We start from the raw sequence: 23,190 nt of genomic DNA on the forward strand, positions 1-23,190 counted from the left end.
GTTACTCACCCGTCCGCCGCTCGTCAGCAAAGTAGCAAGCTACTCTCTGTTACCGCTCGACTTGCATGTGTTAAGCCTGCCGCCAGCGTTCAATCTGAGCCATGATCAAACTCTTCAGTTTTAATCAAAATATGTCGGAAATTGACATATATAAATCTAGCTCAAAGTATTAAACAACTTGCAAATACACTTAAATGAATTTACTTGGTGTCGCTTACTTTGATAAAGCTTTTGTGCTTCATCTCAACAAGCGCCCACACGAATTATCTGATCTGTCTGTTAAAGAGCGTTGCTTGAAAATGAGGGCTGAATTCTTCAGCCGCTTTGCTAAAGCTATTCGCTTCCGCCGTCTCAAGCGAGGTGCGTATTCTACTCAACACCCCGGTGAAGTCAACCATTTTGTTTGAGAATTTTAACGAAATTTTCAAACCGTCTGATCCGCTTCCTGTTTTGTTTATCGCCACCTGAAAAACCGTGTAAACACTGATTTATCAAGGCGTTAAACTCAACAGCCTCACCTGTTTCAGTGACCGTTTCCGATGCCTGTCTCAAGCGAGGAAGCGCATTCTACCGCCGTCGGCAGAGGAGTCAACAGGGGGAGCACGAAAAAGTTAAGAATATTTGAAAAACATCGAAGTTTTTAAGACCGAGTGGCTAGAACGCGGCTTCGCCGCTGCCAGACGTCGCTTCGCGACTTGCTAGTCGCTAGGAGAGCCTTCTTTATGGGGTTGTGAAAGCCCACGTTGTAAGCGAGTCTGTAGAATAAAATCTCTTAGACCCTAAACATAAAACCGCCTCGCGGCGGTTTTATGTTTTGTCTTGGCTTTTTCTAGCAGGAAACGCAGTTTCCGTTCTAACCACTAGCAAGCGAAGCGTCTGGCTCCTGATTAAGCGAAGCGTCAGTCTGATGACTTACTTCATCATGCCGGTTTCTTGCAGATATTTTATCGTGCCTTGATGAAAAGGTATGTCACCAGTCGTCTGGAGCATATCTTCTTTTTTCAGGTTTGCAAAAGCCGGATGGAGTTTCCGGAAAATATCAAAATTTTCGAACACCTCTTTCACTACCTGGTGTACCACCTCTTCTGAAGTATCAGTTGACGAGACCAGGATACTCTCAACGCCAAAACTCTTCGTTTCCTGATCATTACCACGGTAGAGTCCGCCAGGTATTGTCGCATGCTGATAATAACTGTTATCTGCAACCAGCTTATCAACGGCGGGCCCCGTTACATCAACCAGCACACTATCACAGGAGGTTGTTGCTTCTTTAATCGCGCCACTGGGATGACCTATCATATAGATCATGACATCAATATCGCCTGCGCAGAGTGCACTGGCCTGCGCTGATGCATTCAGTTCAGCGGCGAGGGCAAAATCCGCTTTTGTCCAGCCCAGGGCTTTCATCAGCGCTTCCAGCGTACCGCGCTGTCCTGTTCCGGGCACCCCCATGTTAACTTTTTTGCCTTTTATATCAGCAATCGTTTTGATACCACTGTCGGCGCGGGCGACCACGGTAAAGGGTTCAGAGTGGAGAGAAAACACAACTCTCAGGTCCTTATCGGGTCCTGCTTTAGCAAATTTATCACTGCCGGTATAGGCCTGATACAACGAATCTGACTGGGCTATACCGAAGTTAATATCGCGACTAGCTAACAGCTCCAGGTTTGCACCGGAACCTGCCGTACTTTCTGTTGAGCAGCGAATACCATGCTCTGAACGGCTTTTGTTCACCAGACGACAAATGGCCCCACCGGTCGGGTAATACACGCCGGTAACACCACCGGTACCAATGGTAACAACCTCTTTCACCGGAACAGGATCACCAGCGAACGCTCCTACAGATGCCACGCACGCCCCCAGAGCGATAACCAGGGAGGTTATTGTGTTGCGAAAAGCCATATTCCACTCCTTTGAACTTAGATAAGAAACCGCACAACCTGCCGATTATAACAATAATTGCAGGACATCATATTACAGCGCGTACAGAGACTACAACCATGCTGGAACAACAACTTATATAAGCGTTTTCCTGTCAAAGCGACGCAATTTTCGGTATGGGAACAGATCGATGATCGCTCCCCCTCTTACCTGAGTCTGCATATTTACCCACCATTGAGGATCTAGCAGATCTCCATGGAGCTGGTTAAACAACCCACGCACCCGGCGATCACAGGCGGTTAATAATGAAAACTCCTCGGGGAAAACATCATTTTCGGCAACCGAATACCATGGTTCGGCTGCCAGCTCCTGTTCCGGATAAAGCGGTTCGGGAATGGAGCGAAAATTACACTCGGTCAGATAGCTGATCTCATCATAATCATAAAATACCACTCGCCCATGGCGGGTAACGCCGAAGTTTTTAAACAGCATGTCACCGGCAAAAATATTCGCCGCTGCCAGCTCTTTAATACACTTACCAAACTCATTAATTGCCAGAAACACTGCCTGTTCATTATCCTGTCGCAACATCTCATCAAGATAGATATTCAGCGGGATCATCCTGCGCTCGGTCCACAGATGTTTAATCACCACTTCATCAGCATCGATATCAACCGATGCCGCAGCAACCTGTTTCAACTCTGCTAACAGGGTGTCTGAAAACCGCTTTCTGGGGAGTGTCAGATTCACGAACTCCTGTGTATCCGCCATTCTACCGGCCCTGTCATGCCTTTTTACCAATTGATACTTAGCGATAACCCCCTCTCTGGTGATCTGTTTTGCCGCTGCAAAGCGATCTTTGATTATTTTGAACACCACAGGATACGATGGCAGGGTAAATACCGTCATCACCATCCCTTTGGTACCCGGCGCAACTTCAAACTGATCTGAGGTCTGCTCCATATGAGCCATGAAATCACGATAAAACTCAGCTTTACCCTGTTTATAAAAACCAATTGAGTTATAAAGCTCTGCAATAGACTTCATCGGTATCAGTGAATGCAAAAAGCAGATAAATTCTGCCGGCACATCGACATCCACAAGAAAGTATGTGCGGGTAAAGCTGAATACAATTGATACATCATTCTCATCTGTCAGGGCGGTATCAATATAGACCGCGCCATGCTCATTATTCAGAATGGGCAAAATAAATGGCAGCGAATGATGGTTAAACTGAACCCGGCCGACAATGTAAGCCCCTTTGTTGCGGTAAAAAATGGCTTGAATCACTTCGATTACGGTGTTTTCATCCGCAACTATATCGGCAGCAATATGGGCCCGGATATAACGCAGCAGGTTTCGTATATCCCTGCGTTTATTTTCCCAGGGGATGGCAAACTGATAATCATCCATTAACTGGTTGATGACGTTTATAAGACCCTTTTTCAGAGTATATCGGCGATAGATCTGACCAGTATTGAGTGATCCGTGCTGCGAGGGTCTCTTCACTGTTGAGCTGATAAACATCAGTTGATCTGTTATTTGCCGGTGACCAAACAGCGCACAATAAACTGAGTTATAAAATGTTTCACTCAGATCAGCATCATCACGGGCGACTATCAGACTCAGATAGCAGGCTTTAACGGCACCCCAAAGCGCACTCTCAGCGTTATCCCTGATTGCGGCACTGATCTGCCTGCTAACCCGCTCAACCATGGCACCGTAAAGGTCGATTCGTTCCACAGACAGACATTGGATAGCAGGCCAGTCCGCAGCTTCGAAACAGGGCCGGGCCTGAAGGGTGATCGCTTTGAACTGTTTGCGGTAATCAGTAAAGCCATCCAGTATCAACAGGGCTATCAACTCGGCATCACGTTGTTTCATGTTTTCTGCTTGCGCTGTCATCTCTATATTATTTAGCAGCAATTGCCTCGGCTTACCATACTCCAGGTAAAAAGGTTTGGAAAAACAGTTGTCTAATTCCGTTATCTGCTTAATATTGAAAGGCATTATCATTTTCGGAATCACTCTATGTATCGCCTTCCCAGCCTGAAGAAAAACACCCGTATCAACGCGATTGCCGTCATGACCAGCGGAGGCGATTCCCCCGGGATGAATCCGGCCATTCGCAGTGTCACCCGGGCAGCACTCAACCAGGGTATCAGGGTATTTGGTATCAACCGGGGTTACAGCGGCCTGATAATCGGTGATTTCACTGAACTGAAGAGTGGTGATGTTTCTAATATTGTTCAGCGCGGCGGTACCATTCTTAAAAGTGATCGTTGTGAAGCGTTTAAAGATCCGGCGGTTCGCCACCAGGCAGGGGAGATTCTCAAAGAACATCATATCGGTGGTCTGATCGTCATCGGAGGAGATGGCTCATTAACCGGAGCACACCTGCTGACCCATGAAACCGGTATCCCGGTGATCGGTTTACCCGGCACCATTGATAATGATATCTACGGCACCGAGGATACGATCGGTTTTGATACCGCCCTGAATACGGCGCTGGAAGCGATTGATAAGATTCGTGATACCGCCATTTCCCATGAACGGATCTTTCTCGTTGAGGTGATGGGCCGCAATTCCGGCCACATAGCCTCTCAGGTCGGCGTGGCATGCGGGGCTGAGATGATTATTGTGCCCGAGATCGATTTTAAACTTGAGGCGTTGTGTTTCTCTCTTGCCAGCCAGCGGGCAGAAGGCCATGGCAGCAGCGGCATTATCGTTGTTGCCGAGGGCCCGAAACCCGGCCTGACCTATCGGCTTGCCAATCAGTTGGAAGCCCAGGGTGAAAAACCCGGGGTCTGTATTCTGGGGCATATACAACGGGGCGGCAGACCAACAGGTCACGACAGAGTGTTGGCGTCCTGCCTTGGAGCGGCGTCAGTCACTTACCTGCTGGCGGGATTCACTGACGTTATGATCGGCATGATCGACAGTAAAATCACGGCAACCCCCTTACTGGATATTATGGAGAAGCGGAAACCGCTCAATCCACAACTGGTTGAACTGGCTCAGCTACTGCATAAATAAGTGGGAGTCAGAACAACGGTTACCGGGTTGCCTGACAAAAATCATCAGGGATCCGGTCTGTAAACGCCTGAATCAGATCCGGCAACAGCACTTCGGCACTGATGCCGGACAAACTCTGGGCGTCACTGTTGAGCGCCTCAAGCGCGCTACCCTGCTCAGGCTTATCCACAACGACTGAACTGAGCTGCTGCCAGTCACAGGGGCTCAGATGTAACCCGCTGACCAGCGCCACGCCTTTCCGCTTACGTATCTGTGCCAGCCCAACCAGTTTACGACCATCTTCGCTGACGACCTCGCCATGGGACAGCGAGGCATAACAAGCCCATTTCAGATTCTGTTCCTGACTAATGGTTTTGGACCGGTCGATCATCGCCTGATCAACCCCCTTACAGGGAACATTGCAGGCTCTCAGCGCAGCGATCCAGATCTGCTCCAGCCAGGAAAAAATTTCAATAATATTTTGCTTTGCTACTGGGTGTTCCGGCGGAATAAACACGGTGACACTAAGCATCCAGGGACCAGCCAACACAGCCCCCCCCCCTGAACGCCGGCGAATCATGGCGAAACCTGCCGCTTCGGAACGGCGCATCTGCCCCTCGTCAGGCCGTTGAGAACAGCCCATAATAACCGCCGCACGATCATACTGCCAGAACAGTACCTGAGGCTTTTCCACCCCTGCTTCAAGAATTTCACTGATGCGTTGTTGCTCATCTGGCATTGAACCGCTTACCAGAGACTGTAGACTGCTTACCATTATTTCCCCCGAAGATCAGAGGCAGGAAGATTAACCTATCTATCCCCCTGGGAAAACCATTATCATGCGACGATCAGTAAGGAACGACGCCGATGCAGACAGAGTTTATCGATATATATCAACAGGCACTTATCAGTCATGGTTATCAGCATGACCCGGCTCAGTTGCGATTGGTTGAAGCGCTTAATCCTGTTTACACGTCACTGATATCAGGCCGCCACCGAGCCGGTGATTCAGCAGGCATCTATATCTGGGGCCCTGTCGGTCGTGGCAAAACCTTTCTGATGGACCTGATGTTTGCGCATCTGCCCGATAAGATCTGCCTGCGCCTGCACTTTCACCGCTTTATGGCACAGACCCACCAGCAACTGACTGTGCTGCAGGGTAAACCAGACCCACTGGAACTGATCGCCCAAAAACTGGCCCGCCAATACCAACTGATCTGTTTTGATGAGTTTTTCCTTAATGATATTGCCGATGCGATGATTCTGGGCAAGCTGTTCAGGTCATTACTCAAGCGTGGCGTTCGCCTGATCACCACCTCCAATCGTCCACCGGAAAAGCTCTGCAAAGATCCACTATTTGAGGACCGGGTCAGACCGATTATTGCGATGATCAACCAGCAGATGCGGGTGTTTAACCTGGCAGGAGAAACGGATCATCGTTTACGCTCCCTGACTCCCTCCCCCTGTATATTTCATTCAAACGATACTGATGCTGAGCGGCAGCTGACAAAACTCTACACCTCCATCAGTAGCAACCTGCCCCGTGCAGATGAGGTGATTGTGATGCAACGGCCCATACCCGCTAAGGCAGTGAGCCCCGAATGTGTCTGGTTTGACTTTGAACATATCTGCATGGGCGCCCGCAGCCAGATGGACTACATCGAACTGGCGAACCGCTTCAGCCATATCTTTGTCAGCCAGGTCCCCTTGCTGGGAAGCCGCAGCACAGAACAGATAAAAGCCCGGGGTACAGAAGATGGCAGCGAAGCGGTCAAAGCAGGAGAACGGCAGGTATTACTGGGCAGTATGGATGATCCGGCACGACGCTTTATCAGCCTGGTCGATGAACTCTATGACCGGGGAGTGAACCTGTTTCTGAGTGTAGAGGTCCCCCTGGAAAAACTCTATATGGAGGGTAGTCTGGTATTTGAGTTTGCCAGAACCTACAGCCGTCTGACCGAGATGCAGTCGTGGGAATATCAACAACGCCAGCCCAATGACCGATAATCGCGCTACACTGTGGATGACTTAGCTTGCAGGTCGCTTAATGAAGATCGGCGTCTATGACTAGTTTGCCCAGTTCAAAGCATTGACGAATCGCTTCATCTTCTGAGGCAGCGATAACCTGATTTTCTGGCACCGTTTCAAGCTCTCCGGCGTTATGGAAAATCGTATCCTTAAGATCCCTGTGATAAATTTTAGGTTCCAGTGTCCAACGGTTATGCCCCATATGCCTGACCAGAGCAGTAATACGGTAATCACCATAGTCAATCTGATTCATCAAACACCTCCGACATCAAATGATGCATGAGGGTAATTATAGCCGAGCAGTCTGAAGTAACAGACGTTCAACAGGAATAATTTTCATGAAAACTGCGTTGCGTTTTTTCTTTCAGGGATTATTGATACTGCTGCCTTTTGTGCTGACTATCTACCTGGTATTTCTCATTTTCACCGCATTGGATGAAACACTTTTTTCAGCGGTCGGCTCTTTGATCGGCTATTTTATTCCGGGATTACAACCCGGCCTGACGGAAACCCTGCTGGGTATCCTGCTGACGGTCATCATCATTATTCTCACCGGGATTGCCGGGTCGCTCTACCTCACCCGCTTTCTGATGAATATTATCGGCTCACTGATGGACCGTATCCCAGTAGTAAAGCTGTTATATAACTCTCTGAAAGATCTGTTCCAGGCACTGTTAGGTGACCAGAAAAGTTTCGACAAGCCGGTGATGGTCTTCCTGAACAAAGAGAAAACCATCAAAGTAATGGGCTTCCTGACCTGCGAAGATCTCGACAGCTTCGGCCTCAGCGAGGATGTTGCCGTCTATCTGCCCGACTCTTACAACTTCTCCGGCAACCTGATTATCGTCCCCAGAGAACAGATTATCCCACTCGACGTCAGTGCCGGAAAAGTCACCACCTTTATCGTCAGTGGCGGGGTATCCACCACTGAAAAATCAGCTTAACCCCTGGAATCACTGACAAAAGGGTTGGTCTTACGTTCATGGCCAAAGGTCGACATCGGCCCGTGTCCGGGGATAAACGCTACACTATCCCCCAGCGGAAACAGCTTTTCGCGAATAGAGCTGATCAGAGTGGCATGATCTCCCTTGGGAAAGTCAGTACGGCCGATTGAGCCCTGAAACAGAACATCGCCCACCTGCGCAAGCTGACTCTGAGGGCTGTAAAACACGACATGACCCGGGGTATGCCCTGGGCAGTGAAGCACCTCAAGCGTTTCCTTGCCCACGGTGACTCTGTCACCCTCTTCCAACCAGCGGTCCGGGGTGAAGATCTCTACCTGAGGAAAGCCAAACATCTGGCTCTGTTGAGGCAAACCATCAATCCAGAACTGATCCCCGATGTGTGGCCCCTCAATAGGAACACCGGTCTGCTTTACCAGCTCTGCGGTACCACCCGCATGATCAATATGCGCATGAGTCAGCAGGATTTTTTCCAGCTCCAGCCCCAGCTCGGCGATTCTGGACAGCACTACCCCGATATCACCACCGGGGTCCACCACGGCCGCCTTTTTACTTTCTTCACACCACAACAGTGTGCAGTTTTGCTGAAAAGGGGTAACGGGAATAATACTGTATTTCATAATGGTGCCGCAGTCATTGAAAAGAGATCCCGCAGTATACCTATTTCTGGACTATCCTTCGATATGCCATACAGGGTTAAATAATCCGTAGGCACCAGACTTCAGGACAGGCAGTTAACACTGTCAGGAGGTTATATAGATGTCTGTATCTCCCACTTTACAAAAGTTCCTTAACCGGGGGGATATCCCCTATCGGCTGATCCGGCACCCCTATGCTGAAACCTCTCTCAGCTCTGCCATTGCTGCCCATGTCCCTGCCCGGCGAATGGCTAAAGGCGTCGTGCTCAGGGATGATGAAGGCTTTATGATGGCAGTTGTGCCTTCAGACCGACGGGTTGATTTGCATGCCATCAACCGCCAGATGGGACGGATTTTTTCGCCTGCAGCTCAGCGGGATGTCAAAATTCTCTTCCGGGATTGCAACCGGGGCGCTGTCCCTGCGCTGGGCCAGGCTTATAACATACCGGTCATCTGGGATGATCATCTGGCCGATGAGCCCGACTGCTATATGGAAGCAGGCGATCACCAGGACCTGCTCTGCTTCTCTCAATCCACCTTCAAACAGGTGATGTCAGAGAAACCCCACGGCATGATAAGCCACTGATTCAAAGCGCTTAGCATTATCGGGATGGTCACACCATCCCGATAAAACCCTCCCGTATATATTTACCCCGCTCTGGAAGCTATGCGATAGTAGCAACCAATTCCCGATTAGTGCTGTTGGAGAGAGCGATGAAAAAGCTGAAGCATGAAGCTGAACTGGTGAAAGAGGCGATCCGTATCGGTGGTGTCTATATGGAAAAACGAGGGGCCGGACAGTTTGAGGCGACAGACAGTGCCAGCAATAAGATTACCGCTATCTATCGCCTGCTGGTGCTGGATAAACTAATTCAACCCCTGGCCAAAGGTGAAGAGAGCGAACCCAATATGAAGCACAAGCTTGCCCTTTGGATTAGCCGTCAGTTGCCGAAAGGCCATCCCCTGCTGGAAGAGTGACAGAGTGCAGCAATCGATCTATCTGGCAGGCCCCGACGTCTTCTGGCCCAACGCTGTGGCGTTGGGAGAAGCGAAAAAGGCGCTTTGCCAGCAGTATGGCTTTACCGGCCACTTTCCTCTGGATAATGAATTAGACCTGTCAGCGCTGACGCCTTATGAAGCAGGGATAGCTATCTATCAGGCCAATATTGGCCTGATGAACCAGTGTCATATCATTATTGCCAATATGACCCCGTTCAGAGGCCCCAGTATGGATGTGGGTACCGCCTTTGAGATGGGCTATATGACCGCCCGGAATAAAGCTGTCTGGGGCTATACCCTGGATGGCCGGCTCTACAGTGACCGTATTGAAGGGGAACAAACTGATCGGGACGGTTTTAGCATTGAAGCGTTTCAGATGGCCGATAACCTGATGATGGTTGGTGCCACCGGGCAACTGGGCGGTTTGCTAACTGAGGCCCTGAGCGAAGATATGGATAACCATCTGAGACTGTTTGAGAGGGTTTTACAACAGATACAAAAAAGCCGCTGACGTCAGCGGCTTTTTAATGATATGAGCCCGCGGGTTACACCCTGCGATGCTTATATCTTATGGAGCTTATATCTTATGGCGCTGATTCATTATAGCGCTTACACCTTATGGTAGATCTCAGCACCGGTCTCTTTAAACTCCTGAGATTTTTCCTGCATCCCTTTATCTGCAGCTGCCTGCATCGATGCGATCTGCGACTCGTCCAGATCACGTACCTCCTGTGAGATCTTCATTGAGCAGAACTTCGGACCACACATAGAACAGAAGTGAGCCACTTTAGCAGACTCCTTCGGCAGGGTTTCATCGTGGAATGCCCGGGCGGTGTCCGGGTCCAGGCCGATATTAAACTGATCTTCCCAGCGGAACTCGAAACGCGCCTTAGACATCGCGTTATCACGAATCTGCGCCCCTGGGTGACCTTTGGCCAGATCCGCCGCGTGGGCAGCGATCTTATAGGTGATAATACCGGTCTTAACATCATCTTTGTTGGGCAACCCAAGATGCTCTTTCGGGGTTACATAGCAGAGCATGGCACAGCCATACCAGCCGATCATCGCCGCACCGATACCGGAGGTAATATGGTCATAACCCGGTGCAATATCCGTGGTCAGTGGTCCCAGAGTATAGAACGGCGCCTCGTGACACTCGGTCAGTTGCTTATCCATGTTCTCTTTAATCATATGCATCGGCACATGCCCCGGGCCTTCGATCATCACCTGAACATCGTGTTTCCAGGCAATCTTAGTCAGCTCACCCAGGGTTTCCAGCTCAGAGAACTGCGCTTCATCATTGGCATCATAAACCGACCCAGGCCGCAGGCCATCCCCCAGAGAGAAAGACACATCGTACGCCTTACAGATCTCGCAAATATCTTCAAAGTGGGTGTAAAGGAAGTTTTCCTCATGGTGTGCCAGACACCATTTCGCCATGATAGAACCACCACGGGAGACAATACCGGTCATCCGCTTAGCGGTCATCGGTACATAGCGCAGCAGCACGCCAGCATGAATGGTAAAATAATCCACCCCCTGCTCGGCCTGCTCAATCAGCGTATCGCGGAACACTTCCCAGCTCAGATCTTCAGCAACACCATTCACCTTTTCCAGGGCCTGATAGATCGGTACGGTGCCGATAGGCACGGGCGAATTACGCAAAATCCATTCGCGGGTTTCATGAATATTCTTACCGGTGGACAGATCCATAATCGTATCGGAGCCCCAGCGGATACCCCAGGTCATCTTCTCCACTTCCTCTTCGATGGAAGAGGTCAGTGCAGAGTTGCCAATATTACCGTTGATTTTCACCAGGAAGTTACGGCCAATGATCATCGGCTCGACTTCAGGATGGTTAATATTGGCAGGGATAATCGCCCGTCCCTCTGCCACTTCCTGACGAACAAACTCAGGCGTAATCTCATCGGGAAGTTTAGCGCCAAAGCTATGACCGGGATGCTGCTGGGCAACAATATTGCCTTGCGCCCGCGCTTTAGCCAGCTTCATGTTTTCACGAATGGCGATAAATTCCATCTCCGGGGTAATAATCCCCTGGCGCGCGTAGTGCAGCTGAGTAACGTTACTTCCCGGCTTTGCTTTAAGTGGCTTACGGGTCAGTTCAAAACGCAGGTGATCCAGACGCAGATCCTGTTCACGGGCACGACCATATTCTGAACTCAGGCCATCAAGCTGCACAGTATCGCCACGCTCTTCAATCCAGCCAGCCCGCAAAGGCTCGAGACCTTTACGTACATCAATACTGGCATCGGGGTCGGTGTAAGGGCCGGATGTATCATACACATAGAGGGGATCATTCTTCTCGCCGCCCATATCAGTAGGGGTATCCGCCAGAGAGATTTCACGCATCGGCACCCGGATGTCGGCGCGGGAACCCTCTACATAGACCTTGCGGGAGTTAGGAAACGGTTGAACAGAGGCTTCATCAACCTGTGCACTGCGACTTAGAACTGTTTGACTATCGGTCATATTATTACCTGCGTCTTGAGTTTTTCTTATAAGGTTCCGGCTGAGGCCGGCTACCAATATCGATAAAAGTGATGCACTGGCCCCTGGCCATGCCCCACCTGCAACCGGTCTGCGGCGGATATAGCCGTAGCGATATAATCTTTTGCCTTTTGTACCGCTTCTGGCAGACGTAACCCTGATGCCAGCCCGGCGGTAATAGCGGATGCCAGAGTACACCCTGTGCCATGGGTATTGCGGGTTGCTATGCGCGGAGAACAAAAACGATACAGCTGCTCACCATCAAACAACAGATCTACGGCATCATCCGTTCCCTCAAGGTGCCCGCCTTTGAGCAATACCGCGCCAGCGCCAAGCGCGAACAGCTGCTGAACCATCGTTTCCATCTCTGCCAGCGTGCCCGGTTGCGGACAACCCAGCAAAACGGCCGCTTCAGGAAGGTTAGGGGTTATCAGCGATGCCAGTGGAAACAGCCGCTTTTTCAGTGTTTCGACCGCGCTATCCAGCAATAACGCATCACCGCTTTTCGCCACCATAACAGGATCTACAACCAGATAAGCGGGGCGATATTGCTCCAGTGTGTCCGCAACACAGGCGACAGTCTCAGCATCGCCGAGCATCCCGGTTTTAACCGCAGCGACATTAAGATCATCAAAGACTGCGCAGATCTGCTCGGAGAGGACTGGCAACGGCACCGGATGGATCGCCCTCACCTCACGGGTGTTCTGAGCGGTGATCGCGGTAATCGCAGAGGCACCGTACACCCCCAGGGCGGAAAAGGCTTTCAGATCTGCCTGGATACCGGCACCACCACCGCTGTCAGAACCAGCGATAGTCAACGCAATTGGAATGTTTCTTTCAGACATCTGTACCAGTCCAGCATTAATGAGCTAAACCGGGTACGACAAAGGCAGCAATTCGGTTTATCTCGATTTCCTACGCCGGTATTAACCGGATCAGGTTCGCGGGTTGTTGGTTTAGTCTCACGCCAACTCTCAGCCCGATGGGCACCCCGACAAGATCTGTATAGTTTATGTCCAAGCGTTCAACATGTCCATCTTAGTCAGGAAAATTGACATGGGACAAGCCTTAATCGGCGCAACTAATAAAATAGGACTTTTTCCTATATCCACTCAACTGTAATTCACCCATTATGTGCTTCAGGAAGATTAAACGTTCGGGACTGAACAGGGGATGGCCCAGACAAGCGGATCAGGAAGCATGGAGTGCTGGCAGGATGCCATGGATTAACTGCAGGGAATAGGGATGCCAGTATGAAGAGAGTGCTCAAGGGGAACTGAGTACTCTCTTTTTTTTTGCCCGTTTTTATACCACATACTATTCCATTAACGCCCCCGGCTATCGCAGTGCAAAATAGGATTTTTTCCTATAGCTCCTTAACCGCTGAAATAGGATACTGATTCTGACGGATCGATAGCCTTCACGGATGAGGGACACGGCAAGCGGCTGAAATATCAGGCGTAGATGATCGATAGGTGAAAAGGGAACAGGGATGTCAGCAGGAAGCTGATAAGATTTCACCAGGGCAACGGATCAGGAACAGATCATCTGGCCAGTAAAATAAAAGAGAGTGCTCAAGGGGAACTGAGCACTCTCTTTTTTTTGGTATAACGTTCAGCTCTGAACCATAAGCCCAGAAGCCCTGTTCAGTAATCCCGCCAGGGTTTCCCCACTGTCACATTTCCCCCCTGAGACGGGTTCCCGCTACGATTGTGGAGTTAAACAACAACCGGTTCGACCGACAGATCCTGCCACAACTCACGGGCCAGCATCCCGGCGCTCTGATGACAACCGTTGAGTATCCATCGGGCCAGAGCCGCCGCAACATCGGGATAGTCGACCGGCTCAGGAGATGGCCGTCCCGCCCAGCGATAGAACTGCTCCTCTTCCAGCTCGGAAAAAACCTCTGCCAGCCCCAGATGCGCCAGCACCGCGGCGTTAGACAGTTGCTCTGGCTGACCGGCAAGCGGCTTTGTCAGCAACTTTTTCCCCGCCTGTATTACCTCGCTGGCCAGGCCAAAACCACAGTTTGCAATCACACCATCGCAGCAAGCCTGAGCCTGACGAAATGCCTCTCGAGACAGAGGTCGCCAAAAAATATGCTCCTCATTTTCCGGACTCTCTATATCGCAATAAACATGAAACTCATAATCACTGAACGGTATTAACCACTGCCTGATCTGCTCGCGGTTTTCAAAAGGCAGATACACCAGAATCATCCCCTGCTGCACGGTAATCGGGTAGGGTTGAGCCTCAATCAGAGGGGGCAGTATCGGTCCATCAAAATGATGCCAGTGCAAACCGATCCCCTGCTGGACGGGCGCGAAAAAACGGATCATCGGCATCATTACCCGACCGATCCCCGGCCCCGGCAATGGATAACTGAAAGCGTACTGATGAGCGATACCGATACTGGGCTTTTTCTGCAGCTTAGCGGCCCAGGCCGTCACCGGCTCAAAATCACTGATGACCAGATCATACGCCTGAAGGTCCAGTGCCCGGATGTCCTTAACCAGTTGAATAAGACTGTTTTGAGTCAGACTGCGCCAGCGATCAATTTTACCGTCGGTAACACTGAAGGTAAGACCACGGCGAACCTGATACTCACCAAAAGGCTCCATATTAAACAGTTTATCAGGAGATCTTCCACTAAACAGAAAGTCGACCTCGATCCCCTCCTTCGCCAGCGCCGGAGCCATCACTCTGGCCCGGGTAATATGCCCGTTGCCCGTTGCCTGAACGCCATACAGAATTTTCATTGCAGATCCCGACTATATTGAAACGATTCAAAAAGAGATATCAGATCAGATTTAACCCGATAACCGAAGAGGTCAGCCCTAATGCGGCGCCAGCCAGAATATCGGTGGGGTAATGCACCCCCAGGAACACCCGGGCCAGTGCGATCAGGAATGCCAGGGTGTAAGCAGGCAACATTAACCCGGGGTAGTAGTAACTCAGCAGCGTGGCAAACACGAACGCGGCAGCGGCATGCCCGGACGGCAAACTAAACTTATCAGAGGGGGTAATCTGAGGTATAACATCGGCAAAGCGATCACAGGGACGGTCACGCCTGATCGCCTGTTTAAGAAACATATACACGGGCAACTCAATGGCAAACACAAACAGCCCGGTTAACAGGAAATCGATCCCGTTTTCAATATCTAACCAGGCCACCAGCAGGCCGGATACAAGGTAGAGCCCCCCATCACCCAGTTTCGAGATGAGGCGACTGATTGTCGGCATCACCGGTAGTCTGCAGGTACCAAAACAGAGATAGTACAGTGCCACATCAAATGCGACTATGCGTTGCTGTAGTGCGTTCATAGTTTCGGACCAAATGTTTGCTGTTTGGCAACATTCTCCTCCAAAAACTATTACAGAGCGGTTAACGGCTATTTAAGCTTCGGTGACAGTCGTAGTGACCACAGGGACAGGTAGGGACAGGTAGGGACAATTAGGGGAAGGGACTGACTGGCATCCACAATAGTGCTGTCAGGGTGCTTTTTCAGCCAGTGAAGCACTTGATAGCAAACTTTTTTGTCATACTTAACCCATAGTGATCGCTGGCCAAAGATGATATTCAGGCCTTTGACTTATAAAGCTTTTATTTTTAACACTTATATTATTAAGAGTTAAGCCAGCCAGCAATAATATTTGCCAGTTTAAGCGGTGCTGTCAGCGGCATCATATGCCCCTCTCCCGGCACGGTAATCAGCTCTATCGGTTGCACAGCTTCATAGACTACCCGCCGACTATAGCCTACAGACAGCACCTCATCCTGCTCCCCCTGGACCAGAGCCAGTTGGAATGGATATTTACGTTTCATAATCCCGGCTCTGTGACTGAACAGGCTGGCCAGTGTTTTGAATGGGTAGTCCAGCACCAGCATCGGGTCATGATTTATCAACATCCCTGCCGGATGCCCTGCCAGCAGATGATCATAATCCACCATCCAGGCCAGCGGTAACCGCATCCCCGGAAACAGCATCGCACTCCCCCAGGTCCACTGCCAACCCAGCAGGTGAAACAGGTCAGGGGGTACTTCCGTTGTCAGCAGCGTGCCACAAACCACTTTACTGATCCGCTCATCATTCTCAGCTGCAGCTACCGCCAACAGCGCACCGATTGAGTAACCATAGATAAAATAGGGGCCATCATAGCGCTGCTCCAGAGCATCAATCACCAGAGAAACAGATTCCTGCACCGACTCAACGGTATAGACTCCGCGCTCACCGCCGGAGTATCCATGGCCTGGTGGATCAATCGCCACAACATTAAAGCCCCGCTGAGAAAGCGACCAGAGCATCTCGGCATAGAGCTCACCATAGGTACCAATACCGGGCAGAAACATCAGTACCGGGGAATCAATTCCGTGTTCATAGATCTCACAATGGATCGGCAGCTCGCTGACATGGAATGTTTCACGCTTAGCCAGATAGGCGCCACTGCCCAGAGCACGTTGCAGATCCTCCCGGCTGGGGCAGATCTCCCCTCCTGTCGGGGTTGGTTTCAAGAGCGGTTCAAGAATTCCCATTAACGTTGACACTCCGGACAATAGACAGTGGATCGCTGACCCAGACGGATCTCTTTCAGTGTTGATTTACAGTGATGACAAGGTTCACCGCCACGACCATACACATTCAGCTGCTGTTTAAAATAACCGGGTTTACCATCACCACCGACAAAGTCTTTCAGCGTGGTTCCCCCCTGCTCAATAGCCCGGGCCAGCACGATCCTGATCTCTTCGACCAGGCGCGTCAGTCGCTCAGCAGAGATATTACCTGCGGCCCGTTTGGGGTGAATACCGGCACCGAACAACGCCTCGTTTGCGTAAATATTACCCACCCCCACCACAACCTGGCTATTCATAATAAACGGCTTGATCGCCTGTTTGCGACCCGCGCAGCGCTGTTGCAGATAGGCTGCGGTGAAATCGCTGCTCAGCGGTTCAGGCCCCAGAGCTTCGAGTAACAGATGCTGTTGCCCGGCGGGCTGCCATAATACCGAGCCGAACCGGCGCGGATCCGTCAGCCGCAACGCCATACCGCTATCCAGAACCAGGTCGACATGGTCATGATAACCCGCTGGCTGATCTGAAGACACCATATAGAGACTACCAGACATCCCCAGATGGATCATTACCGAACCACCCGGCAGGTTGATTAGCAGGTATTTACCCCGGCGGGTGACCGAATGGATGCGTGCCCCTGTTACCCATTCAGACAACTGTTCAGGAACCGGCCAGCGTAATTTCGGCTGACGCACGGTGAGCGCAGTGATCATACGCCCCTCAATGTGTGGTTCGATACCCCGGCGGGTGGTTTCAACTTCGGGTAATTCTGGCATATTCAGCAGGCTTCAGATTGACTCGGTTCAGGTGTCTCCAGACACAAAAAAACCCGGACCAGCCGGGTTTTTATGCTTAGCTCAGATTATTACTTAATCTTAGCTTCTTTGTACATAACGTGCTGACGAACAACTGGGTCGAATTTCTTCATTTCCAGCTTATCAGGCGTCGTACGTTTGTTCTTAGTAGTGGTGTAGAAGTGACCAGTACCTGCAGAAGAAACCATCTTAATTTTATCGCGCATAATCGTGCTCCTTAAACTTTAATGCCGTTCTTACGAACTTCAGCCAGCACAACATCGATACCTTTCTTATCGATGATACGCATACCCTTGGAAGAAACACGCAGACGGACAAACTTCTGCTCGCTCTCTACCCAGAAACGGTGCCAGTGCAGGTTCGGCAAAAAGCGACGACGTGTGCGGTTCAGTGCGTGGGAAACGTTGTTTCCTGTTACAGGACGCTTGCCTGTAACCATGCAAACTCGAGACATGGAAAAATACCTTTTAACATTGTTTATGTAGCCTCTATCAGATACTTATTGGATCTGAAACCATAGTTCCCCGCTAAAATGGGGTGGCTTCAATATCCTCAGGCGGTGCGTCCAAACCAAAGACAATAACCCGTACCGGTGGATAGAAGAGCGCGCATTGTACAGAAAACAAACGCTCATGGCTACATAAGCTTACAATTTTATTCTGCATCAGATTAATCCTCTTTCCGCCAGAGAGACGGTGACTCCGCTGCCCACAACCATATGATCCAGCAAGCGGATATCAACCAGACTCAGCGCCTCTTTAATCCGTTGAGTAATATGCTGATCGGCCATACTGGGTTCAGCAATTCCAGAGGGGTGATTGTGAGCCAGAATCATCGCGGCGGCATTATGACTCAGTGCCAGTTTCACGACCTCCCGGGGGTGTACGGTGGCACTGTCAATGGTCCCCTTAAACAACTCCTCAAAGCAGATAACCCGGTGTTGACTATCCAGCAGCAGACAGGCAAACACCTCACGACTGCGATCACTCAACTGCAGCTGCAGATAATCCCGTACCAGGTCGGGTGATGTCAGCGCAGAATCCCGCTGTAACTGCTCAGCCTGACAGCGGCGACTGATCTCCATAACCGCCTGCAGCTGAACATACTTAGCCGGCCCAAGCCCGAGCTGCTGACAGAACGTCTGCTGATCCGACTTTATTAACGCTCGTAAACCACCAAACCGTGTCAGCAACTGGCGAGCCAGATCCACTGCACTGCAGCCTTTGACACCCGTGCGTAGAAAAATTGCCAGTAGCTCGCCATCTGACAGGCTCGCAGCTCCCTGCCGTAACAGTTTTTCCCGGGGACGTTCAGCCTCCGGCCAGTCAGTAATCGCCATTATCACATCCCTGTGTTATCAATGATAAATGAATTTTACCCAATCATTGTAGACCAGCCCCCGGCAATGCGCTGCAGGAATGTAACTCGCTACTGGATAGTGGTATCGTATGGCTCCCACATTACCGCAGATGAATAGTTACCCGGTATGCAGAGACTCACTAACAGACAGATTGTATTAGGTATCACCGGCGGCATCGCTGCCTATAAAAGTGCCGAACTCACCCGATTACTCAAAGGCGCCGGCGCTGACGTTCAGGTGGTGATGACCCCGGCAGCCACCGAATTCATTACCCCTCTGACCATGCAGGCGCTCTCCGGAAATCCTGTGCATCAGCACCTGCTCGATCCCGAAGCAGAAGCGGGCATGGGCCATATTGAACTGGCTAAATGGGCCGATATGGTTCTGATCGCACCCGCCAGCGCCGATTTCATGGCGCGTTTAGACGGGGGCCAGGGGAATGACCTGCTCAGCACTCTCTGCCTGGCAACTGAAGCCCCCATCGTACTGGCTCCGGCGATGAATCAGGCTATGTGGCGCGATCAGCAAACACAGCGCAATGCCGCCAGTTTAGAGGCAAAAGGGGTGCGTCTGCTGGGACCGGGGATCGGTGATCAGGCCTGTGGCGACACTGGCCCCGGGCGGATGCTCGAACCCGCGCAGATCGCACAACAAACGGCAGCATTATTCGACCGGGGGTCGCTCAGTGGTAAGCGGGTCTTTATTACCGCAGGTCCTACCCGGGAAGCGCTGGACCCGGTACGCTATATCAGCAATCACAGCTCCGGCAAGATGGGCTACGCCCTGGCTGAAGCGGCTGTAGATGCAGGAGCAAAAGTCACGCTGATCAGCGGACCGGTTAACCTGCCAGCCCCCCAGCGCTGTGAACGGATTATGGTTGAAAGCGCTGAACAGATGCTGGCCGCATCGCTTGAACATATCGATGAGTGCGATATCTTTATCGCCTCTGCCGCGGTTGCGGATTTTCGCCCCGTTGCAGTCGCCGAGCATAAGCTGAAAAAAGGCACCGAAGAGATTATGGAGCTGCGACTGGTGAAAAACCCCGATATCGTTGCCAGTGTCGCGGCCCGGCAGAATAAACCTTTTACCGTGGGGTTTGCGGCCGAAACCCGTGATGTAGTGCATTATGCACAGGATAAGCTGAGCCGTAAGAACCTTGATCTGATCATTGCCAATGATGTTTCCCGTAGCGATATCGGCTTTAACAGTGATGATAATGCGGTGACCGTTGTCAGCCACGATGATGTCCAGCAACTGCCGCTGAGCAGCAAACGTCAGTTAGCGTCTAAACTGATTGAGATCATCGCAGCGCATCAGGAGAACTGAAGCAGCGCAAAAACCGCTGGAGCGTCACAACAATAACAGGCCCCGTCTGCATAAAAGCCTGCGGAGAGGGGGCCTGCCCTGTGTCGGTCTCCAGCGGTATAGCTTCCAGGAAATATAGCGTTTAGGAAATTGAACCGTTGAACCGGCAAGACCTCAATCCAGCGATCTTTCGCGCCTATGATATCCGCGGGATCTATCCGCATAGTCTGAACCCGGACAGCGCCTGCCTGATCGGTCGGGCCATTGGCAGCGAAGCCCGTGAACGACAGCAACAGCGTCTCTGTGTTGGCCATGATGGTCGCCTTTCCAGCCCGGAACTAAGCCTGGCACTGATCAGCGGATTACGGCAAAGTGGCATCGATGTAGTTGATCTGGGGATGGTGCCGACACCGGCTTTATACTACGGCACCCACGCACTGAACACCGGCTCAGGCGTGATGGTCACCGGCAGCCATAATCCGGCTGACTATAACGGCTTTAAGATTATGCTGGCGGGGCATACCCTGTCCGGCGACGAGATCACCGGTCTCTACCAGCGCATCCAGTCCTCCCGGTTCACCCATGGCTCGGGCACCCGGCTCTCTCAGGATATCAGCGAGGCCTACCTTGAGCGGGTATTACTTGAGCGGCGGTTGCGCCGCCCCCTGAAGGTGGTGGTCGATTGCGGCAACGGCGTCCCCGGTCCCTGGATCGTCAGGCTTTTACAGCGTCTGGGCTGTGAAGTGACCGCATTGTACTGCGATGTGGATGGGACCTTTCCCAATCATCACCCGGACCCGGAAAAAGCTGAAAATCTGGCTGACCTGATCACTGAAGTCATCAGGACAAAAGCAGATATCGGGCTGGCCCTGGACGGTGATGGCGATCGCCTGGCGGTGATCAGCAACAACGGAACCAGCATTACTCCGGATCAGTTGATCTGCCTGTTCGCGCAGGACCTGCTGCAACGCCATCCGGGCGCTGAGATCGTCTACGATGTCAAATGCTCGCTAAACCTCCCCCTGCTGATTGAACAACAGGGGGGGAAAGGTGATATGTGGCGTTGTGGCCACTCCATGATCAAAAACAGGATGCGGCAAACCAACGCCCTGTTCGGGGGCGAATTCAGCGGCCATCTGTTTTTTGCTGATCAGTGGTATGGCTTTGACGATGGACTCTATGCCGCAGTCAGACTACTACAGCTGCTAAGTGACTCGGATAAATCCGCCGCTGAGCTATTCAGCCAGTTCGCCACGCTACCCTCCACCCCGATGATCAATATCGCGGTCAGCGACGAGGACAAGTTCCGCATCATTGAGCAGTTAACACAGCAGGACTTTTCCCCGGCCCGGGTCTGTAATACAGACGGTTTGCGGGTAGAATACAGTGATGGCTGGTTTGGCATCAGACCGTCCAACACAACCCCGATGCTGACGCTCAGAATTGAAGCACTCACCACAGTTGCGCTGCAGCGGATCAGTCAGCTGCTGGAGCAGAAACTGAAACAGGTAATTCCTGACTTGCAAATCCCTGAGTTAGCGGTTACAAACTACACAAACCCTACAGATAGAGACAATACTCATGCCACTGTCACGTAAAGATGCGATGAATACCGCCAACGTGCTAAGCGAAGCACTCCCCTATATCCAGCAGTTTGCAGGTAAAACCGTTGTCATCAAGTACGGCGGTAACGCGATGATCGATGACAGACTGAAGGACAGCTTTGCCCGCGATATCGTGATGATGAAACTGATCGGTATTAACCCGATCGTTGTTCATGGGGGTGGCCCGCAAATTGGTGAGCTACTGGATCAGCTGGCCATTGAATCTCACTTTGTTAACGGCATGCGGGTGACCGACTCAAAAACCATGGACGTGGTTGAGATGGTACTGGGTGGCATGGTTAACAAAGATATTGTCGGACTGATCAATCGCAACGGCGGTAAAGCGATCGGTCTGACCGGCAAAGACGGTATGCTGCTGGGCGCCCGAAAACTGAAGGTAAAACATCAGTCTCCGGAGATGTCAGCGCCAGAAATTATCGACATTGGCCATGTTGGAGAGGTCGATCACGTCAATATCAAAGTGCTTGATATGCTGAGCAACTCAGATTTCATTCCGGTCATCGCCCCTATCGGCGTTGGCAGCGATGGCGAATCCTACAATATCAATGCCGACCTGGTTGCCGGTAAAGTGGCAGAAGTGATGCAGGCAGAAAAACTGATTCTGCTGACCAACATCAGCGGCCTGCTGGATAAAGAGGGCAACGTTCTGACCGGCCTGACCACCGCACAGGTTGATGCGCTGATTGAAGATGGCACCATCTACGGCGGTATGCTGCCCAAGATCGACTGTGCCCTGAGCGCCGTTAAATGCGGTGTGAACAGCGCCCATATTATCGATGGCCGGGTTGAACACTCCTGTATACTTGAACTCTTCACCGATGAAGGTGTGGGTACACTGATCACCAACCAGCACCGGAAGGTTCAAGAGTAATGGATGCAGAACTAACCGAAAAGCCTTCACGGCGTGAACAGATTCTTCAATCTCTGGCGATGATGCTGGAAAGCGATCCCGGCGCACGTATCACTACCGCCGCTCTTGCCCGGCATGTCGGCGTCTCGGAAGCCGCGCTTTACCGCCACTTTCCCAGCAAAGCCCGGATGTTTGAAGGGCTTATCGCGTTCATTGAAGACACCATGTTCAGCCGGATTACCATCATCACGGGTTCAGATGCCAATGCGATGAAACAGTGTGAGCAGATTCTCACCCTGTTGCTGGCATTTGTGGAAAAGAATCCGGGGATGGCAAGGATTCTTACCGGCGACGCCCTGTCCGGTGAAACCGACCGGCTGAGACAGCGCATCAATCAGTTCTTTGAGCGTATGGAAACCCAGTTGAAACAGATTCTGCGTACAGCTGAACAGACCGAAGGGCTGCGTACCCAGCTGCCCACCGGCGCGACTGCCAACCTGATGCTGGCCTGCGCGGAGGGGCGCATCCGTCAGTTTGTCCGTAGTGAATTCAAAGCCCGGCCAACGATCAACTGGACCGATCAGTGGAGTATTCTGGCGGTAGCCGCCAGCCGCTAACATCCGCAATCCGATTC

The 23,190-nt window shown here is 51.5% G+C and carries 25 protein-coding genes, 1 rRNA gene and 1 riboswitch; of the genes, 11 read left to right on the forward strand and 15 right to left on the reverse strand.

What is annotated here, in order from left to right; genetic code table 11:
- Nucleotides 1-121, reverse strand: a 16S ribosomal RNA gene (locus JW499_RS13025); the annotation flags it as partial.
- Nucleotides 122-194: 73 nt separating this feature from the next.
- Between JW499_RS13025 and JW499_RS13030 the strand changes: the two genes are divergently transcribed.
- On the forward strand, nt 195-407 hold the full coding sequence (locus JW499_RS13030) for a hypothetical protein (RefSeq protein WP_205211021.1): 213 nt from the start codon (nt 195-197) through the stop codon (nt 405-407).
- A gap of 505 nt (nt 408-912) precedes the next feature.
- On the opposite strand, the gene JW499_RS13035 is transcribed toward JW499_RS13030, so the two are convergent.
- Both JW499_RS13035 and aceK read right to left on the reverse strand, forming a co-directional pair.
- Nucleotides 913-1,902, reverse strand: coding sequence for a TAXI family TRAP transporter solute-binding subunit (locus JW499_RS13035; protein ID WP_205211022.1), 990 nt, complete (start codon nt 1,900-1,902; stop codon nt 913-915).
- A gap of 114 nt (nt 1,903-2,016) precedes the next feature.
- Nucleotides 2,017-3,765 (reverse strand): bifunctional isocitrate dehydrogenase kinase/phosphatase, encoded by a 1,749-nt coding sequence (gene aceK / locus JW499_RS13040; RefSeq protein ID WP_205211023.1) that lies wholly within the window; start codon nt 3,763-3,765, stop codon nt 2,017-2,019.
- 147 nt (nt 3,766-3,912) lie between these two features.
- Between aceK and pfkA the strand changes: the two genes are divergently transcribed.
- Nucleotides 3,913-4,917, forward strand: coding sequence for a 6-phosphofructokinase (gene pfkA / locus JW499_RS13045; RefSeq protein WP_205211024.1), 1,005 nt, complete (start codon nt 3,913-3,915; stop codon nt 4,915-4,917).
- Nucleotides 4,918-4,936: 19 nt separating this feature from the next.
- Here the strand turns inward: pfkA and JW499_RS13050 are convergent, their stop codons facing one another.
- The gene (locus JW499_RS13050) at nt 4,937-5,671 is read right to left on the reverse strand and encodes a lipoyl protein ligase domain-containing protein (RefSeq protein WP_205211025.1); all 735 of its coding nucleotides are present in this window, start codon (nt 5,669-5,671) and stop codon (nt 4,937-4,939) included.
- Nucleotides 5,672-5,763: 92 nt separating this feature from the next.
- Between JW499_RS13050 and zapE the strand changes: the two genes are divergently transcribed.
- On the forward strand, nt 5,764-6,903 hold the full coding sequence (zapE, locus tag JW499_RS13055) for a cell division protein ZapE (protein ID WP_205211026.1): 1,140 nt from the start codon (nt 5,764-5,766) through the stop codon (nt 6,901-6,903).
- A 37-nt stretch (nt 6,904-6,940) separates the two neighbouring features.
- Here zapE and JW499_RS13060 read toward each other — a convergent pair whose 3' ends face one another.
- A complete protein-coding gene (locus JW499_RS13060; RefSeq protein ID WP_205211027.1) occupies nt 6,941-7,177 on the reverse strand; it encodes a hypothetical protein in 237 nt (78 codons plus the stop codon).
- 85 nt (nt 7,178-7,262) lie between these two features.
- Between JW499_RS13060 and JW499_RS13065 the strand changes: the two genes are divergently transcribed.
- Nucleotides 7,263-7,868 (forward strand): DUF502 domain-containing protein, encoded by a 606-nt coding sequence (locus JW499_RS13065; RefSeq protein ID WP_205211028.1) that lies wholly within the window; start codon nt 7,263-7,265, stop codon nt 7,866-7,868.
- Here the strand turns inward: JW499_RS13065 and JW499_RS13070 are convergent.
- On the reverse strand, nt 7,865-8,506 hold the full coding sequence (locus JW499_RS13070) for an MBL fold metallo-hydrolase (RefSeq protein ID WP_205211029.1): 642 nt from the start codon (nt 8,504-8,506) through the stop codon (nt 7,865-7,867). The two genes, JW499_RS13065 and JW499_RS13070, sit on opposite strands and share 4 nt — an antisense overlap.
- A 139-nt stretch (nt 8,507-8,645) precedes the next feature.
- Between JW499_RS13070 and JW499_RS13075 the strand changes: the two genes are divergently transcribed.
- The 3 genes from JW499_RS13075 (at nt 8,646) to JW499_RS13085 (ending at nt 10,034) form a co-directional block, all read left to right on the forward strand.
- Nucleotides 8,646-9,110, forward strand: a complete 465-nt coding sequence (locus tag JW499_RS13075) for an aminoacyl-tRNA deacylase (RefSeq protein ID WP_091359695.1) — start codon at nt 8,646-8,648, stop codon at nt 9,108-9,110.
- A 128-nt stretch (nt 9,111-9,238) separates the two neighbouring features.
- On the forward strand, nt 9,239-9,502 hold the full coding sequence (locus JW499_RS13080) for a DUF5062 family protein (RefSeq protein WP_091359698.1): 264 nt from the start codon (nt 9,239-9,241) through the stop codon (nt 9,500-9,502).
- A gap of 4 nt (nt 9,503-9,506) precedes the next feature.
- A complete protein-coding gene (locus tag JW499_RS13085; protein WP_205211030.1) occupies nt 9,507-10,034 on the forward strand; it encodes a nucleoside 2-deoxyribosyltransferase in 528 nt (175 codons plus the stop codon).
- A 98-nt stretch (nt 10,035-10,132) separates the two neighbouring features.
- Here JW499_RS13085 and thiC read toward each other — a convergent pair whose 3' ends face one another.
- The 9 genes from thiC to radC form a co-directional block, all read right to left on the reverse strand.
- A complete protein-coding gene (thiC, locus tag JW499_RS13090; protein ID WP_205211031.1) occupies nt 10,133-12,013 on the reverse strand; it encodes a phosphomethylpyrimidine synthase ThiC in 1,881 nt (626 codons plus the stop codon).
- A 50-nt stretch (nt 12,014-12,063) separates the two neighbouring features.
- The gene (gene thiD / locus JW499_RS13095; RefSeq protein WP_205211032.1) at nt 12,064-12,876 is read right to left on the reverse strand and encodes a bifunctional hydroxymethylpyrimidine kinase/phosphomethylpyrimidine kinase; all 813 of its coding nucleotides are present in this window, start codon (nt 12,874-12,876) and stop codon (nt 12,064-12,066) included.
- Nucleotides 12,877-12,925: 49 nt separating this feature from the next.
- A riboswitch (TPP riboswitch) is annotated at nt 12,926-13,035 on the reverse strand.
- A gap of 714 nt (nt 13,036-13,749) precedes the next feature.
- Nucleotides 13,750-14,790, reverse strand: a complete 1,041-nt coding sequence (locus JW499_RS13100) for an MJ1255/VC2487 family glycosyltransferase (protein ID WP_205211033.1) — start codon at nt 14,788-14,790, stop codon at nt 13,750-13,752.
- A 40-nt stretch (nt 14,791-14,830) separates the two neighbouring features.
- A complete protein-coding gene (locus tag JW499_RS13105) occupies nt 14,831-15,355 on the reverse strand; it encodes a phosphatase PAP2 family protein (protein WP_205211034.1) in 525 nt (174 codons plus the stop codon).
- 301 nt (nt 15,356-15,656) lie between these two features.
- Nucleotides 15,657-16,565, reverse strand: a complete 909-nt coding sequence (locus tag JW499_RS13110; RefSeq protein ID WP_091359718.1) for an alpha/beta hydrolase — start codon at nt 16,563-16,565, stop codon at nt 15,657-15,659.
- On the reverse strand, nt 16,565-17,377 hold the full coding sequence (gene mutM, locus JW499_RS13115; RefSeq protein WP_205211035.1) for a bifunctional DNA-formamidopyrimidine glycosylase/DNA-(apurinic or apyrimidinic site) lyase: 813 nt from the start codon (nt 17,375-17,377) through the stop codon (nt 16,565-16,567). Before mutM ends, JW499_RS13110 begins: the two co-directional genes overlap by 1 nt.
- Before the next feature lie 89 nt (nt 17,378-17,466).
- Nucleotides 17,467-17,622 (reverse strand): 50S ribosomal protein L33, encoded by a 156-nt coding sequence (rpmG, locus tag JW499_RS13120; RefSeq protein ID WP_019622531.1) that lies wholly within the window; start codon nt 17,620-17,622, stop codon nt 17,467-17,469.
- A gap of 11 nt (nt 17,623-17,633) precedes the next feature.
- Nucleotides 17,634-17,870, reverse strand: coding sequence for a 50S ribosomal protein L28 (gene rpmB / locus JW499_RS13125; RefSeq protein ID WP_091359723.1), 237 nt, complete (start codon nt 17,868-17,870; stop codon nt 17,634-17,636).
- Nucleotides 17,871-18,080: 210 nt separating this feature from the next.
- Nucleotides 18,081-18,755, reverse strand: coding sequence for a RadC family protein (gene radC, locus JW499_RS13130; protein ID WP_205211036.1), 675 nt, complete (start codon nt 18,753-18,755; stop codon nt 18,081-18,083).
- A gap of 147 nt (nt 18,756-18,902) precedes the next feature.
- Between radC and coaBC the strand changes: the two genes are divergently transcribed.
- The 4 genes from coaBC to slmA all read left to right on the forward strand — a co-directional run bounded on the left by coaBC (nt 18,903) and on the right by slmA (nt 23,173).
- The gene (gene coaBC, locus JW499_RS13135; protein WP_205211037.1) at nt 18,903-20,102 is read left to right on the forward strand and encodes a bifunctional phosphopantothenoylcysteine decarboxylase/phosphopantothenate--cysteine ligase CoaBC; all 1,200 of its coding nucleotides are present in this window, start codon (nt 18,903-18,905) and stop codon (nt 20,100-20,102) included.
- Between the two features lie 137 nt (nt 20,103-20,239).
- On the forward strand, nt 20,240-21,679 hold the full coding sequence (locus JW499_RS13140; protein ID WP_205211038.1) for a phosphomannomutase/phosphoglucomutase: 1,440 nt from the start codon (nt 20,240-20,242) through the stop codon (nt 21,677-21,679).
- Complete coding sequence (gene argB, locus JW499_RS13145) at nt 21,663-22,577, forward strand: acetylglutamate kinase (protein WP_205211039.1); 915 nt, start codon at nt 21,663-21,665, stop codon at nt 22,575-22,577. The genes JW499_RS13140 and argB overlap by 17 nt, the downstream gene beginning before the upstream one ends.
- The gene (gene slmA, locus JW499_RS13150) at nt 22,577-23,173 is read left to right on the forward strand and encodes a nucleoid occlusion factor SlmA (protein WP_205211040.1); all 597 of its coding nucleotides are present in this window, start codon (nt 22,577-22,579) and stop codon (nt 23,171-23,173) included. The genes argB and slmA overlap by 1 nt, the downstream gene beginning before the upstream one ends.
- The last annotated feature ends 17 nt before the right edge of the window (nt 23,174-23,190 follow it).

The organism is Amphritea pacifica (assembly GCF_016924145.1).
GTDB lineage: Bacteria > Pseudomonadota > Gammaproteobacteria > Pseudomonadales > Balneatricaceae > Amphritea > Amphritea pacifica.

Excerpts from the sequence above, each read along its gene's own strand:
- rpmG (WP_019622531.1), bottom strand. The coding sequence starts at position 17,622 with ATGCGCGATAAAATTAAGATGGTTTCTTCTGCAGGTACTGGTCACTTC.
- JW499_RS13100 (WP_205211033.1), bottom strand. The coding sequence starts at position 14,790 with ATGAAAATTCTGTATGGCGTTCAGGCAACGGGCAACGGGCATATTACC.
- slmA (WP_205211040.1), top strand. The coding sequence starts at position 22,577 with ATGGATGCAGAACTAACCGAAAAGCCTTCACGGCGTGAACAGATTCTT.
- radC (WP_205211036.1), bottom strand. The coding sequence starts at position 18,755 with ATGGCGATTACTGACTGGCCGGAGGCTGAACGTCCCCGGGAAAAACTG.
- JW499_RS13050 (WP_205211025.1), bottom strand. The coding sequence starts at position 5,671 with ATGGTAAGCAGTCTACAGTCTCTGGTAAGCGGTTCAATGCCAGATGAG.
- JW499_RS13080 (WP_091359698.1), top strand. The coding sequence starts at position 9,239 with ATGAAAAAGCTGAAGCATGAAGCTGAACTGGTGAAAGAGGCGATCCGT.
- JW499_RS13060 (WP_205211027.1), bottom strand. The coding sequence starts at position 7,177 with ATGAATCAGATTGACTATGGTGATTACCGTATTACTGCTCTGGTCAGG.
- JW499_RS13105 (WP_205211034.1), bottom strand. The coding sequence starts at position 15,355 with ATGAACGCACTACAGCAACGCATAGTCGCATTTGATGTGGCACTGTAC.
- argB (WP_205211039.1), top strand. The coding sequence starts at position 21,663 with ATGCCACTGTCACGTAAAGATGCGATGAATACCGCCAACGTGCTAAGC.
- JW499_RS13075 (WP_091359695.1), top strand. The coding sequence starts at position 8,646 with ATGTCTGTATCTCCCACTTTACAAAAGTTCCTTAACCGGGGGGATATC.
- aceK (WP_205211023.1), bottom strand. The coding sequence starts at position 3,765 with ATGAAACAACGTGATGCCGAGTTGATAGCCCTGTTGATACTGGATGGC.
- JW499_RS13065 (WP_205211028.1), top strand. The coding sequence starts at position 7,263 with ATGAAAACTGCGTTGCGTTTTTTCTTTCAGGGATTATTGATACTGCTG.
- mutM (WP_205211035.1), bottom strand. The coding sequence starts at position 17,377 with ATGCCAGAATTACCCGAAGTTGAAACCACCCGCCGGGGTATCGAACCA.
- JW499_RS13110 (WP_091359718.1), bottom strand. The coding sequence starts at position 16,565 with ATGGGAATTCTTGAACCGCTCTTGAAACCAACCCCGACAGGAGGGGAG.
- rpmB (WP_091359723.1), bottom strand. The coding sequence starts at position 17,870 with ATGTCTCGAGTTTGCATGGTTACAGGCAAGCGTCCTGTAACAGGAAAC.
- JW499_RS13030 (WP_205211021.1), top strand. The coding sequence starts at position 195 with ATGAATTTACTTGGTGTCGCTTACTTTGATAAAGCTTTTGTGCTTCAT.
- JW499_RS13070 (WP_205211029.1), bottom strand. The coding sequence starts at position 8,506 with ATGAAATACAGTATTATTCCCGTTACCCCTTTTCAGCAAAACTGCACA.
- zapE (WP_205211026.1), top strand. The coding sequence starts at position 5,764 with ATGCAGACAGAGTTTATCGATATATATCAACAGGCACTTATCAGTCAT.
- pfkA (WP_205211024.1), top strand. The coding sequence starts at position 3,913 with ATGTATCGCCTTCCCAGCCTGAAGAAAAACACCCGTATCAACGCGATT.
- coaBC (WP_205211037.1), top strand. The coding sequence starts at position 18,903 with ATGCAGAGACTCACTAACAGACAGATTGTATTAGGTATCACCGGCGGC.
- JW499_RS13035 (WP_205211022.1), bottom strand. The coding sequence starts at position 1,902 with ATGGCTTTTCGCAACACAATAACCTCCCTGGTTATCGCTCTGGGGGCG.
- thiD (WP_205211032.1), bottom strand. The coding sequence starts at position 12,876 with ATGTCTGAAAGAAACATTCCAATTGCGTTGACTATCGCTGGTTCTGAC.
- thiC (WP_205211031.1), bottom strand. The coding sequence starts at position 12,013 with ATGACCGATAGTCAAACAGTTCTAAGTCGCAGTGCACAGGTTGATGAA.